Annotated in this window: 12 protein-coding genes; 3 read left to right on the top strand and 9 right to left on the bottom strand. The window is 68.7% G+C overall.

Features of this window, described 5'->3' with window-relative positions; all coding sequences use genetic code 11:
- Nucleotides 1–81 precede the first annotated feature (81 nt).
- Nucleotides 82–2,253: a TonB-dependent receptor gene (locus FKQ52_RS11745; protein WP_168196849.1), complete on the bottom strand. Its 2,172-nt coding sequence runs from the start codon at nucleotides 2,251–2,253 to the stop codon at nucleotides 82–84.
- A gap of 189 nt (nucleotides 2,254–2,442) precedes the next feature.
- On the opposite strand from FKQ52_RS11745, the gene FKQ52_RS11740 reads away from it, so the two are divergent.
- Together FKQ52_RS11740 and FKQ52_RS11735 are read left to right on the top strand one after the other, a co-directional pair.
- Complete coding sequence (locus FKQ52_RS11740) at nucleotides 2,443–3,342, top strand: SDR family NAD(P)-dependent oxidoreductase (RefSeq protein ID WP_141627347.1); 900 nt, start codon at nucleotides 2,443–2,445, stop codon at nucleotides 3,340–3,342.
- A 105-nt stretch (nucleotides 3,343–3,447) separates the two neighbouring features.
- The gene (locus FKQ52_RS11735) at nucleotides 3,448–5,181 is read left to right on the top strand and encodes a calcium-binding protein (protein WP_141627346.1); all 1,734 of its coding nucleotides are present in this window, start codon (nucleotides 3,448–3,450) and stop codon (nucleotides 5,179–5,181) included.
- 13 nt (nucleotides 5,182–5,194) lie between these two features.
- Here FKQ52_RS11735 and FKQ52_RS11730 read toward each other — a convergent pair whose 3' ends face one another.
- The 6 genes from FKQ52_RS11730 to FKQ52_RS11705 form a co-directional block, all read right to left on the bottom strand.
- Nucleotides 5,195–5,641 carry a methylphosphotriester-DNA--protein-cysteine methyltransferase family protein gene (locus FKQ52_RS11730; RefSeq protein WP_168196848.1) on the bottom strand — a complete coding sequence of 149 codons (447 nt, stop codon included), beginning with the start codon at nucleotides 5,639–5,641 and terminating at the stop codon, nucleotides 5,195–5,197.
- 58 nt (nucleotides 5,642–5,699) lie between these two features.
- A complete protein-coding gene (locus FKQ52_RS11725) occupies nucleotides 5,700–6,233 on the bottom strand; it encodes a porin family protein (RefSeq protein WP_141627344.1) in 534 nt (177 codons plus the stop codon).
- A gap of 113 nt (nucleotides 6,234–6,346) precedes the next feature.
- On the bottom strand, nucleotides 6,347–8,677 hold the full coding sequence (locus tag FKQ52_RS11720; RefSeq protein WP_141627343.1) for a TonB-dependent receptor: 2,331 nt from the start codon (nucleotides 8,675–8,677) through the stop codon (nucleotides 6,347–6,349).
- Nucleotides 8,674–9,603 carry a FecR domain-containing protein gene (locus tag FKQ52_RS11715; protein ID WP_141627342.1) on the bottom strand — a complete coding sequence of 310 codons (930 nt, stop codon included), beginning with the start codon at nucleotides 9,601–9,603 and terminating at the stop codon, nucleotides 8,674–8,676. The genes FKQ52_RS11720 and FKQ52_RS11715 overlap by 4 nt, the downstream gene beginning before the upstream one ends.
- Before the next feature lie 37 nt (nucleotides 9,604–9,640).
- Nucleotides 9,641–10,174, bottom strand: coding sequence for an RNA polymerase sigma factor (locus tag FKQ52_RS11710; protein ID WP_141627341.1), 534 nt, complete (start codon nucleotides 10,172–10,174; stop codon nucleotides 9,641–9,643).
- Between the two features lie 53 nt (nucleotides 10,175–10,227).
- On the bottom strand, nucleotides 10,228–10,617 hold the full coding sequence (locus FKQ52_RS11705; RefSeq protein WP_141627340.1) for a hypothetical protein: 390 nt from the start codon (nucleotides 10,615–10,617) through the stop codon (nucleotides 10,228–10,230).
- A gap of 108 nt (nucleotides 10,618–10,725) precedes the next feature.
- On the opposite strand from FKQ52_RS11705, the gene FKQ52_RS11700 reads away from it, so the two are divergent.
- Nucleotides 10,726–11,463 carry a Crp/Fnr family transcriptional regulator gene (locus FKQ52_RS11700; RefSeq protein WP_168196847.1) on the top strand — a complete coding sequence of 246 codons (738 nt, stop codon included), beginning with the start codon at nucleotides 10,726–10,728 and terminating at the stop codon, nucleotides 11,461–11,463.
- Here FKQ52_RS11700 and FKQ52_RS11695 read toward each other — a convergent pair.
- Together FKQ52_RS11695 and cydD are read right to left on the bottom strand one after the other, a co-directional pair.
- A complete protein-coding gene (locus FKQ52_RS11695) occupies nucleotides 11,460–13,106 on the bottom strand; it encodes an amino acid ABC transporter ATP-binding/permease protein (protein ID WP_141627339.1) in 1,647 nt (548 codons plus the stop codon). The genes FKQ52_RS11700 and FKQ52_RS11695 overlap by 4 nt on opposite strands.
- Nucleotides 13,103–14,710 carry a thiol reductant ABC exporter subunit CydD gene (gene cydD, locus FKQ52_RS11690; RefSeq protein ID WP_141627338.1) on the bottom strand — a complete coding sequence of 536 codons (1,608 nt, stop codon included), beginning with the start codon at nucleotides 14,708–14,710 and terminating at the stop codon, nucleotides 13,103–13,105. The genes FKQ52_RS11695 and cydD overlap by 4 nt, the downstream gene beginning before the upstream one ends.
- Nucleotides 14,711–14,832: the final 122 nt, after the last annotated feature.

Below are 14,832 nucleotides of genomic sequence, written 5' to 3'. Positions count from 1 at the left end.
CCTGAAGCGGCGGTCCAGTCGATAGGCAGGGGGGAGGAAGGGCAGGGAGGGGCGACGGCCGGAGCCGTCGCCCCCACGCGGTCAGAAGGTCCGCGTCAGGTTGACGCCGAACTGGCGCGGCGGTCCGGCGTAACGCAGGCCCGCGTTGATCGCGGCGATGTAGGTCTGGTCGGTGGCGTTGTGCACATAGCCGGCCAGCGTCCAGTTGTCGGTCTTGTAGCTGAGCAGCAGGTTGACCAGGTTGCGGGCCTCCAGCCGATCACCCAGCGCCTCGTTGTTGAAGATGCTGGTCCAGGATTCCGCGATGTGGGCGTAGTCCATGCGGGGCGACAGCGTCGCGCCATTCGGCAGGTGGACGTCGTACTGGACGCCGATATTGAACGTGAACTCCGGCGCATAGCCCTGGGTGTTGCCGTCCAGATTGAGGCAATTCGGGCTGGCCGGACCGGTCTCGGCGTTACAGGTTCCGCTGCGGGCGATACGCGGATCGGCGGCGTAGAACTCGCCCAGCTCCGACTTCGACAAGGCGGCGCCGACATCGACGGTCCAGTCGTTGATCCGGGCCTGCGCCGAGGCTTCGAGACCCATCAGCACCGTCTCGTCCGCCACGTTCACGATCGAGCTGAACAGGGGAACCGCCGGGTCGCCGACGATGACCTGGAAGCCCTCGTAGGTCATGTAATAGGCGCCCACCTGGGTGCGGACGCGACCGCCGAACATGGTCGACTTCCAACCGATTTCGTAATCGACCACGTCTTCCGGACCGAAGGAACTGGCCGGCACATAGAAGTTCGGCGCGTTCAGGCCGCCCATCTTGAAGCCGGTCGCTACGAAGCCATACAGGAAGTTGTTGTCATCGACCTTGTAGTTGAGGCTCAGCTTGCCGGTGGTCTTCTCGGCGGTGACCTCGTCGTTCTGGAGCAGGGTCAGGCCGAACGCCGGGTAGGTCGTGTAGACGTTCTCATTACGCGAGGTGCTTTCCGACCAGCGGGCGCCCAGCTGAATCTGCAGCCGGTCCGAGATGTCGTAGCTGATCTGGCCGAAGACAGCCTTGGTCTCCTTCGGCGTCTCACCGAAGATGTAGTAGTCCAGCACGCCCTCCGGGAAGCCGACGTGGTAGGCTCCCTCGGGGAAGGTGGTGACCGGGAACGTCACCTTGTCCTGTTGCCAGAAGGCGCCGACCAGCCAGGTCAGGCGCTGGTTGTCCGGCGAGACGATGTTGAACTCCTGCGACCAGACCTCTTCCTCGACGCGGTCGTAGAAGGTGTTGTTCAGGGCGCTGGTCCCGTCCAGATCGGTCGAGAAGACGCTGATGCCGTCCTGATAGCCGGTGATCGACCGCAGGGTGATGCCGTTGTCCAGCACATAGCTGACGTTCAGCGACACGCGCGCGGTCTCGTCCTTGCCCGAGTGCGGGCCGTTGGCCGTGATCTCGAACGGATCGTTGGTGGCCAGCGCCGGGTCCGCCGGGTAACCGCCGAAGTCCAGGCTGTTGTAGTCGACCTTCAACAGGACGCGCAGGGCGTCGGTCGGCATCCACAGGAAGCTGGCGCGCACGCTGTTCATGTCGATGTCGCCCGGGGCGCCGCTGTACGGGCCGGTGATGTCGTGGAAGCTGGAGCGCTGCTCGCTGTTGAAGGCGAAACGGGCGGCGAAGGTGTCGCTGATCGGCAGGTTGATCGCGCCCTGGAACTTCAGGTTATCGTAGTTGCCGGCCTGCCCCATCACATAGCCGTTCACGCCCGTGAAGTCGGGGTTGCGCGATGTGATGAAGACGGCGCCGCCGGTCGCATTGGTGCCGGCGAAGGTGCCCTGCGGGCCCCGCAGCAGTTCGACGCCGCCGATGTCGTAATAGGGCTCGGTCTGGAAATAGCCGGGGAATACCGGCACGCCGTCACGATAGGTGGTCACGCCCACGCCGATGGCGGTGGTGGCTTCGGACTTGCCGATGCCGCGCACGTTGAAGAAATTTCCTTGGCCGTAGTTCTGGACGGTCGTGGAAGGGGCCACGAACTGCAACTGCTCCAGTGAGAAGACACCCCGGTCGTCCAGGCTTTCACCGGACAGGACGGTGGCCGCGACGGCGGTTTCCTGGAGGTTGCTGGTGCGGCGCTCGGCGGTGACGACCACCTCGCCCAGGGTGGTGGCCTCGTCCTGTTGATCGGTCTGCGCGGTCGCGGCGTCCTGAGCCTGCGCGGCTCCGGTCCACAGCAGGACGGCGGCGGATGTGGTGAGCCAGAGCTTGCGCCCCATGGTCTTCCTCCCTCGATGTTTCCTCGTGCGCTCTGACGGCGCCATGAGGTCACCGTCTCACCGATTCAGAAGATCGTCAATACTCACTCGCCGCCTAGTGAATATTGACCTTTCGGCGAACATCAGCAGAGTGCCGCCGCCCGGAACGGGGCAGGGCGGCGATGTCCGCGACAGGGATGAGGACGCAGAATGAGCATCGATCTGAAGGGCCGCGTGGCCGTCATCACGGGCGCCGGCGGCGGTCTGGGACGCAGTCATGCGCTGGCTCTGGCCCGCTACGGCGCCAGGGTGGTTGTCAACGATCTGCAGTCCGCCGCCTGCGACGCGGTCGCGGCGGAAATCACCGCCGCGGGCGGCGAGGCCCTGTCGTGGCCGTGCAGCGTGACCGACCGGGACGGCGTCTTCGCCATGGTCCAGGACGTCATCGCGCACTGGGGTCAGGTCGATATTCTGGTGAACAACGCGGGCATCCTGCGCGACAGGACCTTCGCCAAGATGGACCTGGACGATTTCGAACTGGTGCTGGACGTGCACCTGATGGGCTCGGTCAATCTGACCAAGGCCGCTTGGGACCATATGCGCGAGCGCGGCTACGGCCGGGTGATCTTCACCACCTCCTCGTCGGGCCTGTACGGCAACTTTGGCCAGTCGAACTACGGCGCGGCCAAGATGGCGCTGGTCGGTCTGATGCAGACCCTCGCACTGGAAGGGCGCAAGTCCGGCATCCACGTCAACTGTCTGGCGCCCAGCGCGGCGACGCAGATGACTGAAGGGCTCTATGCCGAGGAGGATCTGAACGGCCTGTCCACCGATCTGGTCAGCCCCGGCGTCGTCGCCCTGGCGGCGGAAAGCGCGCCGACGCGGACCATACTGCTGGCCGGGGCGGGGGCGTTCGAGCAGGCGCATATCACCATGACGCAGGGCGTTCACATCGGCGCCGCGCCTGATGCGGCGGACCGGATCGACGCGCAATGGGGCCGTATCTCCGACCGTGCGGGCGAGCAGGTCCCGGAATCCGGCGCCGCCCAGTACACCCACGAGGTCAATCACCCCGATCGCTTGCGTCAGGACGCCCTCAGCGCGGCCTGACGCGGCGGCTCCCGGTGATCCGGGTTCAAATCTGAAGCGCGAAGTGCTTAAAGTCGGTTCCTGATCCACGTTCGCACGCCAACCCGAAGGCAAGGAGGGCCGGGATTGTCTGATCGCACTGCCGCGCTTCCGGCCGGGACAGCCTTGCCGCCGACCTTGCCGCTGATGGCCGATGACCGGTTCGCGCCGGGCATCACCGAAACCGGCGATGCGGGCGACAACTTCCTCTACGGCACGCACAACGACGACACCCTGAACGGTATGGCGGGGAACGACGTCCTGAATGGCGAAGACGGTTACGACTGGCTGATCGGCGGCGCCGGGAACGATGTGTTCAACGGCGGCGACGGCATAGACACCGGGGACTATTCGGCCGCGGCGTCCGGCGTGACAGCGCGTCTGGATATCGGCCGGGCGACCAATGACGGCGACGGCGGCGTCGATATCCTGAACTCTATCGAGCGGTTGTACGGCTCGGCCTTCAACGACGTGTTGATCGGCGACGGGCAGGACAACCTGTTGGTCGGCGGCGCGGGATACGATGTCCTGATCGGCGGGGCCGGTAATGACCGCATCTACGGCGGCGTCGGCGCGGCCAACGAGCTGTACGGTGGCGCGGGCGACGACACCTTCTATCTCGACGCCAACGACACGGTCGTGGAACTGGCGGGCGGCGGTATCGACACCGTCCGGACCTCCCTCACACTGGTGAACCTGGCCGCCAATGTCGAGAACCTCTGGTACGACGGTCCGCAGGATTTCACCGGCAACGGCAATGCTGGAGACAATGTCATCACCGGCGGATCGGGCAACGACGTCCTGCGCGGCGGGGTCGGCAACGACACCCTGAACGGTCGGGGCGGCATGGACACCGCCGACTATTCCACCGCCGCGGCGGGGATACACGCCCGACTGGACTACATGACCGCCTTCAACGACGGCGACGGCGGGGTCGACACCTATGTGGATATCGAGGCCATTGTCGGCTCCGCCTTCGACGATCTGCTGGTCGGCGGCGCGCTGAACGACCATCTGTCCGGCGGCCTCGGTCGGGACACCCTGCTGGGCGGCACCGGGAACGATGTCCTGAGTGGCGGTCAGGGCGTGGCCAATACGCTTCAGGGCGGGGTGGGCGACGACCGCTACATTCTCGACGCCAACGACACGATCGTGGAGCTGGCGGGCGAAGGGTTCGACACCGTCGAGGTTCATATCGGCGCCTATGTGATGGCGGCCAATCTTGAGAACATGGAGTACGTCGGCCAGACGACCTTCAACGGCACGGGCAACGCCGGAAACAACAATATCTACGGCGGTGACCTGAACGACGTCCTGCGCGGCGGGGGCGGCGATGATCACCTCTATGGCGGCCGGGGTGATGATACCGTCGTGCTGCGCGGCGCCGCCGGCGACTACACCATCACCGGCGATGGCGTCGGCTATCGGATTGTTGACGCCGTTCCGGGCCGCGACGGCTCTACCTATGTGACCGGTATCGAGACCGTGCTGTTCGAGGCGGACGGTACGACCCGCACCCTCAGCTACACGCCGCCACCCGCGCCCTCCGAGCTGATCGACAAGGCGGATTACGGCGACGCCCAGGTGTTGCCGGGCGTCATCGACGACGCCTTCCTTGATCTGGGCGGGGTGGATTTCGGACCGCAGACCCTGCCGCCGGTGTTCGACGACTTCCTGGTGCTGGACGACGGTCTGTCCGATCCGGTCTGGATCGCGGCGGCTCATAACGCGGCGCCGGAAATCCAGCATATCCTTGACATCTTCCACGGCGACGACGCCGGTCACCACGGTCCGTTCAACGCCGTCGATCCCTGGGCCTGACGATTGCGAGGTTTCACTGGGGCGTCGGCGGCCAGCCGGGTTCGCCTTCACGCCGCTTGGCCCAGCCGGTCGGCGTCGTGTCCGTGAACCGGCGAAACAGCTTGTAGAACTGCGACGCGCTCAGGCCGGTGGCCTCGGCCAGTGCGGCATGGGACATCGGGCCATTCCGGTCGATCAGGCGGCAGGCCGTCTCGATCAGCGCCCTTTGCCGGTCCAGCAATGAGGGCTCCTCCGGGAGGCACCGGCCGCAGGGGCGAAAGCCGGTGGCGCGCGCCTCGGACAAGGTGTCGTGCAGCCGGATGTTCTCGGGGCGGGCATGGCGCGACGGGCAGGTCGGGCGGCAGTAGACGCCGGTGGTCACGACGGAACACCAGAAGCGGCCCTCCGCGCGCGGGTCGCGGCGATACAGCTGGGCCAGCCGCCTGTCGCGCCGATGCGGATCGTCTGATGAGGGGTGCATCAGAAAAGGGGAGAATGGGCGCGCTGATCGGGGGCGGAAAGCGCGCCCATCCCTTCCATCAGAAGCGGCGGACGTAGCTGACCGACCAGACATCGGCTTCGCCGGCGCCCTCGTCGGTGAAGTCACGTCGGGTCCAGTCAACCCGCAGACCGTCGTTTCTGAAGAAGGCGGTGGCGCCGACGCCGTAGTTGAAGCTTTCGCCGTCGCTCTGGACGGTCACGCCGGAAGAGGTGGCCTCGATCGCCGACGTGCCGTAGCCGGCGCGGGCGAACAGTTCAAAATTCTCGCCCAGCGGCAGGAAGGCGACGGCGTAGGCGGCGGCGTCGTGCTTCAGCTCGATAGCGCCCGAGCCGCCGCCGATGGAGACGTCATAGCCCTCATCCTTCACGCCGAAGCTGGCTTCGGCCTCTGCGCCGACCCAAGGCAGGATCTTGTAGCCGAAGCGGCCGGTGACGGCGCCCAGATCGGCCTGGTCGGTGCTGACGGCGCTGTAGCCGACGCTGCCGTAGAAGCGGCTTTCATCCTGAGCGTGGGCGGCGACCGGCAGGGCGGTCAGAACAAGGGCGGAGGCCGCGATGGCGGTCTTGAACATGGGAAACTCGTCGTCGGAAAGACAATGCCGGGGGGAGGCGGGGCCACGAGTGCGGCCTTGTCTTCAGGACGCCGTCGGCGATCAGACGCCTTACGGTTTCAACCCGTTTTTCTTCAGAACGCGGCTTCCAGCGTCAGTCGCACGGTCAGCGGGCGAACCGGAGCCGCCTCGGGCTCGGACAGCTGATAGGGCGAGCCGATGCCGTAGCGGATGCCGCGGGTGTCGAACGGGTTGGAGACGCGCAGCACGGCCGCCCGTCGCTCGTCGCCCCACCGCGCCGTCAGGGCCGATTGCAGATAGCCGCCCTGCGGCACGTCCAGCATCGGGCCGACGCCCAGCCTCGATTGGCCGATGTAACGGAAGTCCGCGCCCAGTCTCAGCGGCAGGTCCAGCACCTCGCCCGGCTCCCAATCCAGACTCAGCTGCGCGCCGAACGGGGCGACGTTGGGGATGTCGGTCGTGCCGCCGCCGATGGTGCTGAAGCGCGTTCGTGTCAGGCGGCTTTCGTTCAGGAAAACTCCGCCGGACAGATCGAGGGTCTCCAGCGGCCGCCAGGCCGCCTTCAGGGCGATGAACTGGATCACGCCGTCGCCGACGTTGTCTGTGACCAGATCGCCGCCTTCGGTGACGATGTCCGCCTGCACATCGCGCCAGTCGACCCAGCCGACGGAGACCTCGCCGGACAGGCCGTGCCAGCTGTCGCGGCTGCGGGCGCCGACTTCCAGCAGGGTGACCCGGTCGCCCTGATAGCGGGCGAAGGCGCCGTTCGCTTCGTTGACCCCGGCGGGACGGACCGATTGTTCGAACCGGCCATACAGGGCGAAGGCGGGCAGGGCGTTCCAGCGGGCCGACAGGCTGGGCGTCAGTCGCCAGGTCATGCCCCGGCGGTCATCCGCGATACGCACGCCGTACGCCACGTCCTCAATATCACTGTCGATGCGCACCGCCGACAAACGTGCGCCGATGGCGACGCGCCAGTCCGGGCTGGGGGACAGGGCGGCCTCCCCAAAGGCCGCGAGTTCGGCGAAGCTGCGGGTCAGGTCCATGCCCTGCTCCGGACCCGGCGCCGGGGACAGGTCAAGACGGCGGCGCTCCACCCGCGTTTCGCCCAAAGCCACGCTACCGCCGCCCGACAGGGTCCAGCCGCCGTCCGCGCGATAGTCCACCCGGGTCTCGGACGAGAGGGCGAAAAGTCTCTGACGCCGGTCCACCGCGCTGGGGAAGGGATCGCCGGGCTGGCTGGCGTCGAACCGCTCGGTCAGGCTTTGTCGCGACATGCTGGTGGCGGAGATCAGGGTCGAACGCCCCATCTCGCGCCGGGCGGTCAGTCCCAGAATCCGGATACTGCTCTCATAGGGCTCCAGCACCTGCCCTGACCGGCTGAAACCGATCTGGCCGGCCGGAATGGTCTGGGAGTCGTCGGCGGACACGGTCTGCACCGCGCCGGCCAGATCAAGGCTCCAGTCGCCGTCGGTCCAGCGCAGGGCCAGTCGCCCGCCGACCGTATCGATGCCGTCCGTGGCGTCCAGATCGGCGTCCGGGTCGTTCAGAAAGCCGCCGTCCCTCCGCGCATAGGCGACCAGACGCGCGGCGGCCTGATCCCCGAAGCCTTGATTGAGCACCAGCGCCGCCTCGTGACTGGGATCTCCGCCTGACGTGGCGCCGCCGCCGACGATGATCCGGCCCGAGCGTTCGGACAGGGCGGGCGGCTCCGGCTGGATACGCAGCACCCCGCCGATGGAGCCCGCGCCGAACCGCGTCCCCTGCGGGCCCTCGAACACTTCGATTCGGCGGATGTCGATCAGGGTCAGGTCGGGATCGGGCGAGCCGTAGCCCAGCCGCAGGTCGCCGAAATACTGGCCGACGGTCGCCTGTAGCGGGCCGTTCATGGCAGAGTCCGCCAGTCCCCGCACGAACAGCTTGTTGCGCCCCGTGCCCTGACGGGTGGAGTCGACCGTGGACGACAGATCGGCGACCGCGTCGCTGGCGCCGGTTCCCTCTATTCTTTCCAGAGCGCCCGGGGTGATCAGGCTGCGGCCGGTGGAGTCGCGCAGGCCGACCGGCGGCACGGCGGTCACGACCACCTCACTCAGCGTGGTGGGTTCAGGGATGACGAAGGGGGGCGGGGACGGCGTTGAAGCAGGGCGGGGCGAGGCCGGGCGTCGCGGCGCGGTCTCGATGCGGTAGACACCGTCGCCGATCCGCACGGCCCGCGCGCCCAACGGCTCCAGCAGTTGGTCCAGGGCCGCCTCCGGCGACATTCGCCCCCTCAATGCGCGTGTGCGCCGCCCGGAAAGGTCGGCGGTGATCACCACGTCGATCCCCGCCTGCGCCGCCAGTCGGTTGATCGCCGGCACGGCGGGACCAGGGCTCAGGTCAAAACTCTGCGGAGTCCCGGCCTGCAGCGTCAGCAGCCCGGCGGCCAGCCACGCGGCGACGCTCACGGCTCCAGCCGCCAGCCTTCACCGTCCTCGATGACGGTCACGCCCAGCAGAAGGGCGATCCGCTCGCGCTGATCGCGGGCGTCCGGTCCGATGTTCAGGCTGCCGCTGAACGAACGCCCGGCCAGGGCGGGGGCGATCCGGATCGGGCGGTTCAGGGCGCGGGCCAGATCCTGCGCCACCACGTCCAGCCGCTCGCCGTTCCACGACAGTCGGCCTTCGCGCCAGTCATCGACGGCCTCGATATCCACCGGACGACGCTCCAGACCGCGGGGGGAAGCCACGACACTGTCGCCGGGATTCAGGGTCGCGGTGTCGCCGCGCGCATCGACCCGGACCGAGCCTTCGGAGACCGCGACCCGCGCGCCGTTCTGCAGATGGGTGACGTCGAACACCGTGCCCAGATCGGTCAGGATCGCTTCCCCCACGCCGACGATGAAGGGGCGGGCGTCGTCATGCACCACGTCGAACAGGGCGCGGCCGCCTTCCAGCGTCACCTCACGCGGCTTGCGCCGGTCCATGCTCAGGCGGGTGCCCCCGTCCAGCGTGATCTTCGAGCCGTCAGCCAGAGACACCGTGCGCTGCTCGCCCGGCGCGGTCTCGACCGACCATGGACGGGGCGTCTGCGTCCAGCCGATCCAGCCCAGACCCACGGCCAGCGCGCCGACGGCGGCGGCCATCACCGCGCGGCGGGGCAGGGGGAACTGAACGCCCCGTCGGATGACGGGCGCGGCCCGGCGCGGCGGCGCGGACTTCAGGGCCTCGACGGCCTCGCCCTCGGCCTCCGCCAACCGCCAGTAGGTCTCGGCGTGGCGCGCATCGGCGGCCAGCCAGGCCTCCCACGCGTCCCATTGGTCGAACGCGGGATCGTTGACGCGGACCAGCCAGTCCAGCGCCGCCTGTTCAATCTTCATGTCCGTGGCGCTCATCCCCATCCCCCAAGGACGCCGCCGAAACGATCTTGCCTCATGCCCGATCCCCCGAAAGATCGAGAATGGCCGCATAAACCCGTCGCAGGTGCTTCTCGACCGTACTCAACCCCATGCCGAACTCGACCGCCAGTTCCCGCTGGGTGACGCCGTCGATGCGGTGACGGCGGAACAGGGCGGCGGCGGGATCCCCGATGGCGTCCAGTCGGGCCTGCACTTCCGCCAGGGTCTGCGCCGCGATCAGCCGGCGTTCCGCGTCGGCGCTTTCAACGCTGTCCTCGGGCAGGTTGGCCGGGCTCTGCCAGGCCGCATCCCGCGCCGCCGTGCGCCGCATGCCCCGCCGCCGATCCAGCACGGCGGTGTAGACCATGCGCAGCAGATAGGCCTGCGGGTTGGCGATCGGTCCCTCGGCGTGACGGATTTTCAGCCACACATCCTGAACCACGTCCTCGGCGTCTTCGCCCACGCCCATGGCCCGCGCCCGCCGCATCAGGGCCGGGCGCATGTCCGCGAAGACCGCTTCGAGCCCTGCGGCCGGTCCCGTGGGCGGAATGTCGGATGACGCGTCCATCAGCGCGGGCCATAGCCCTGCAATAAAGGCGAAATCTAGCCCGTCGGTGGCGGCTATAGCACCGAGTGCAGCACCGCCTCCCCGGCGACGGCCTTGTCGAAGCCCGGAGTCCGGCGCGCGTTCGGGGCCCAGGCGGTCAGACGGCTTTCGGCGTCCTCAAGCTTCCGCACGGCGGTGACCAGATCTTCGGCCACCTGTTCCGGGTCAATCAGGTCGAAGGCGGTCACCCATCGGATCACCGCGACCTCCGCTCCATCCGCCGCCCGGGTGACGATGTATCGTAGAAGGGCGCGGGCGGTGGTCCCTCGAAAGGCGCCGAACGTGCCTTCTTCCGTCACGGAGCGGGCCAGTTGCGCGGTCCAGTCCGGCAGGGTCAGCGCCGGATCATACAGCCGCGCCAACGCATAGGTCGGCAGGGCGTCTTCCGGGGTCAACAGGCGCACGTCGAGGAGCATATCGATCCTATGCCCGGTCCGGACGTCCCGCGCCTTGATTTCGGTCAATCCCGGTTTGCGTCGACGGCGGCCATGGACGTAAACTGCCGCCCTCCCATGCTCGAACTCCGCACCCTCCCCAATGATTGCGCGAAACGGCGTAGCGAAACGGCCTGTGTCGGCTGCGGCGCGCGGGCGTTCAGCGTGTGCGGAAGCCTCGCGCCCACCGATCTGGCCCGGCTGGACGCCATCGTGGAGCGCACGGCGCTGAAGGCGGGCGACAGCCTGACCCGCGAGGGCGATCCGGCGACCCACGTCTTCAACATCACCTCCGGCTCGGTGCGGGTCTACAAGCTGCTGCCGGACGGGCGCCGCCAGATCACCGGCTTCCTGTTCGCCGGAGACTTCGTCGGGCTGGCCAGCGGGTCGGACTACGCCTTCGCCGCCGAGGCCATCGAGGACGTGACCCTCTGCCGGTTCCGCAAGACCGAGTATCGCGCCCTAATCCGCGAGCTTCCGGCGCTGGAAGAGGCCCTGCTGGACCGCGCCACGCATGAACTGGCGGCGGCGCAGAACCAGATGCTGTTGCTGGGGCGCAAGCGGGCGCAGGAGCGGATCGCCTCCTTCCTGCTGGACCTGCCTGAGCGGGATCCGATCCGGCCCCAGACCGAAGGTCACATCCGCCTGCCGATGACCCGTTCAGAGATCGCCGACTATCTGGGCCTGACCATCGAGACGGTCAGCCGGGAACTGAGCAAGCTGAAGGCCGCCGGTGTGATCCGCCTTCTGTCCCTGCACGAGCTTCTGGTGCTTCAGCCTGACCGTCTGCGCGATATCGCCGAGGGGCTGGATTAAGCCGCGGCCGGGCGGCAACCGGGCGTCAGCCTGATTCGGCCATCGGCCTCCGCGCCCTCGATCCGCGCCTGCACGGTGCACAGCCCCATCGGCGCCGCGCGGTGGCTGACGAGGATCAGCCCTTGTCCGCTCGCCGTCATCCGCTTGTCCAGAGCGGCCAGCACCCGGTCTTCGGTTTCGGCGTCCAGTCCCTCGGTCGGCTCATCCAGAACCAGCCAGGGCGCATCTCTCAGATAGGCGCGGGCAAGGCCGAGACGGCGGCGCTCCCCGCCTGACAGTCGCTCGCCGTTCGGGCCGATCGGCGCGTTCAGCCCCAGTGGATCGGCGCGTACCCGGTCGGCCAGTTGGGCGTCTTCGAGCGCAGCCCACAGGGCAGCATCATCCGCCGGCCCAGCCAGCAGCAGGTTGCGCCGGATCGTGTCGTCCAGCAGCCGCACGTCCTGCGCCGCATAGGCGAACAGGTCCCGTCGGATGTCCGGCGTGATCTCCGCGACGTCAAAACCGCCCAGCATCGCTTCGCCCGGCCGGGCGTCGCGCAGACCGCACAGCCGTTCGATCAGGCTGGTCTTGCCCGCGCCTGACGGCCCGTGCAGGCCCAGACGTATCGGTGGCGACAGGGGCTGATCCAGCGCGATCAGCGCCACCCCGGCGTCGTGCGGAACATGGCCACGGGACACCGGGGCCGCCGGCAGGGCGGCGTCCAGCCTGTCCAGCGCCTCCTCCGCACGGCCGTTCAGGTGCAGGGCGCCGGTCAGGCCGCCGGCGGCCTCGATGCCCATCACCGCCGCCAGCACCGCCAGCGCGATCATCGGCAGGTCCGCATTTCGGGCGGCGACGGCGACCCCGATGATGGTCAGGGCGGTCGCGGCGGCCTGCCAGGCGGCGATCCAGCCGCCGGCGCGGGCCATCGCGATCTGCGCGCGGTCTGACTCGGCGGCGCCGGCAGCCACCTCGCGCGCCGCCCAACGGTCCAGACCATAGGCCTTCAGTTCCGGCGCGGCGGCTTCCAGCGAGGCCAGCCGTTCCTTCAGCGCGCCCATGGCGGTCTGCGCCTGCCGTCCCGCCGGAGCCGACAGGGCGCGGGCGATCAACACGCTGACCCCGCAGGCGGTCGCCATGCCCGCCGCCAGCGCCAGACCCGCCCATGGGCTGGCGATCATGGCCAGCGCGACCGAGGCCGTCAGCCCGGCGCCGAAGCTCCACGGCGCGGATCGGCGCACGAACACGGTCTGAACGGCGTCTATGTCCTGAACCAGTCGCGCCGACAGCTCCCCGGACGACAGGCCCAGCGCATTGTGGAGCGGTCCCCGGGCGAGGGCGTCGAAAAGTTGGGGCCGCAAGCGAGCGAGGGCCTTCAGCGCCGCCCGATGCCCTGCGACGCGTTCAATGTAGCGCGCGCCGGTCCGCAGGATCGCCAGCAGGCGGATGATCGCACTGGGCATCATATAGTTGAAGGCGTGCACGGCGGCCGATCCCGCGACGCCTGCCAGCGCCGCGCCCGTGATGAACCAGCCTGACAGCCCCAGCAGGCAGACGGCCGCCACCGACACCAGCGCGCCCGAGGCGGCGGCCAGCCTGAGCTGATCCCGCTGGACGCGGCGCTGGTCGAGGATCAGGTCGCGGATATGGGTGTGTGGCTTCACAGGCGAACCACCTTGTCGGCGAGCGCCGCGACGGCTTCGGAATGGGTGGCGATCAGGGTGGTGCGGCCTTGCGCGGCGGCACGGATCACTGTCAGCATCGCCTGTTCGGACGCGGGATCCAGATTGGCCGTCGGCTCATCAAGCAGCAGGATCGGGGCGCGCTTCAGAATGGCGCGAGCCAAGCCGAGCCGCCGCCGTTCGCCGCCCGACAGGCCGCCGCCGCGCTCGTCGATGGGGCGATCCAGATCGGCGGTCAGACCGGCGGTGCGCGCGGCCATGGATAACCGGCCGGGGCAGGCGGACGGATCGGCCACGGCGATGTTTTCACCCAGCGATCCGGGCACGACGACCGGCGCCTGTCCCGCGAAGGCGACCTGTCCGGCGACGCCGCCGGTTTCGCTCAGCCGCGCGCCGCCGATCTCGACCTCGCCCCGGCTTAATGGAGCCATGCCCAGCAGCAGATGCAGCAGGCTGGACTTGCCCGCGCCGCTGGCGCCCAGCAGGGCCACGCTTTGGCCGGGCGCGATATCCAGATTGAAGCCCGTCAGCACCGGCGGGACGGCGGGATCATGGGCGATGGTCACATCCCGGAACCGGATCGCCGGCGCAAGCTCTCCGAGGGCGGCGGCCGTGCGGGCTTCAGGCTCGTCCACCGTCAGGGCCGGGGCGGCCGCCTCGGCGGCCTGACGGTCATGATAGGCGGCGGCCAGACGGCGCAGGGGCTGATAGACTTCCGGGGCAAGCGCCAGCACGAAGAAGGCCTGCGCCAGCGTCAGCTGCTCCGGCACGGGGAAGGGCAGCAGGCCCAGCAGGTTGAAGCCGCAGTAGACGGCGATCAGCGCCACAGCGAGCGCCGAGAAGAACTCCAGCACGCCGGACGAGACGAAGGCGATCCGCATGACGCGGTTGGTGCGCTTCTCCAGTTCGTCGGCGCCCCGCGCGATCTCCGTTGTCGTCCGCTCGACCGCGCCGAAGGACAGGACGGCGGGCAGGGCGCGGACCCGGTCGATGAACAGGCCCGACAGCCGTTCAAGCGCCTCGAACTGCTTGCGGCTCTCCCATGCTGCGGCGGTGCCGGCCAGCGCCATCCCGCAGATGAAGGGGAACAGGGTGAAGACCAGCACGCCCGCCGCGACCGGGCTGGCGAAGGCGGCGGCGGCGATGACCAGCAGGGGCGACACGGCGGCCGCCATACGCAGGGGGGCGAAGCGGGAATAGTAACCGTCCAGCGCCTCAACCCCCTCAACCACGGCGGTCAACCGGTCGGTCGAGCGGCGCCCCCGACCGAACAGATCGGTCAACAGGCGCTCGCGCGTATCGGACTTCACCGCCCGGCCCATCCGGGCGCCCACCACCACGGCGGCCTGTCCGATCAGGCCGCGCAGCAGCAGGCTGGCCACCGCTAGCCCCAGCCAAGGCAGGGCGGCGTTCAGACCGTTCTCGAACCGGGCGATCATCATCGCCAGCCCGGCCGCGAACCCGATGGCCGGGATCACATCCGCCACGGCCAGAAGTCCGGCGAGGCCCGCCAGTCGCTTCCAGGGCCGTCCGGCGCGCTTCAGCCAGCCGGCCGGCGTGTCGTTGCTGATAGGCGCGGCGGTCATCGTCTCACTCCAACGCCCCGGGGCCGCCCGACGCTACTGGACAAAGCGCCGCTGGACGAAATGTCCCGGGACAATGCGTCCCATTAAATTCCCGCGCGGACGAGAGCTTTGATCGAAATCAA

The organism is Brevundimonas sp. M20 (genome assembly GCF_006547065.1).
Lineage (GTDB): Bacteria > Pseudomonadota > Alphaproteobacteria > Caulobacterales > Caulobacteraceae > Brevundimonas.
The sequence above is the reverse complement of the archived record's forward strand: the minus strand, read 5'-3'. Positions and strand labels throughout refer to the sequence as shown.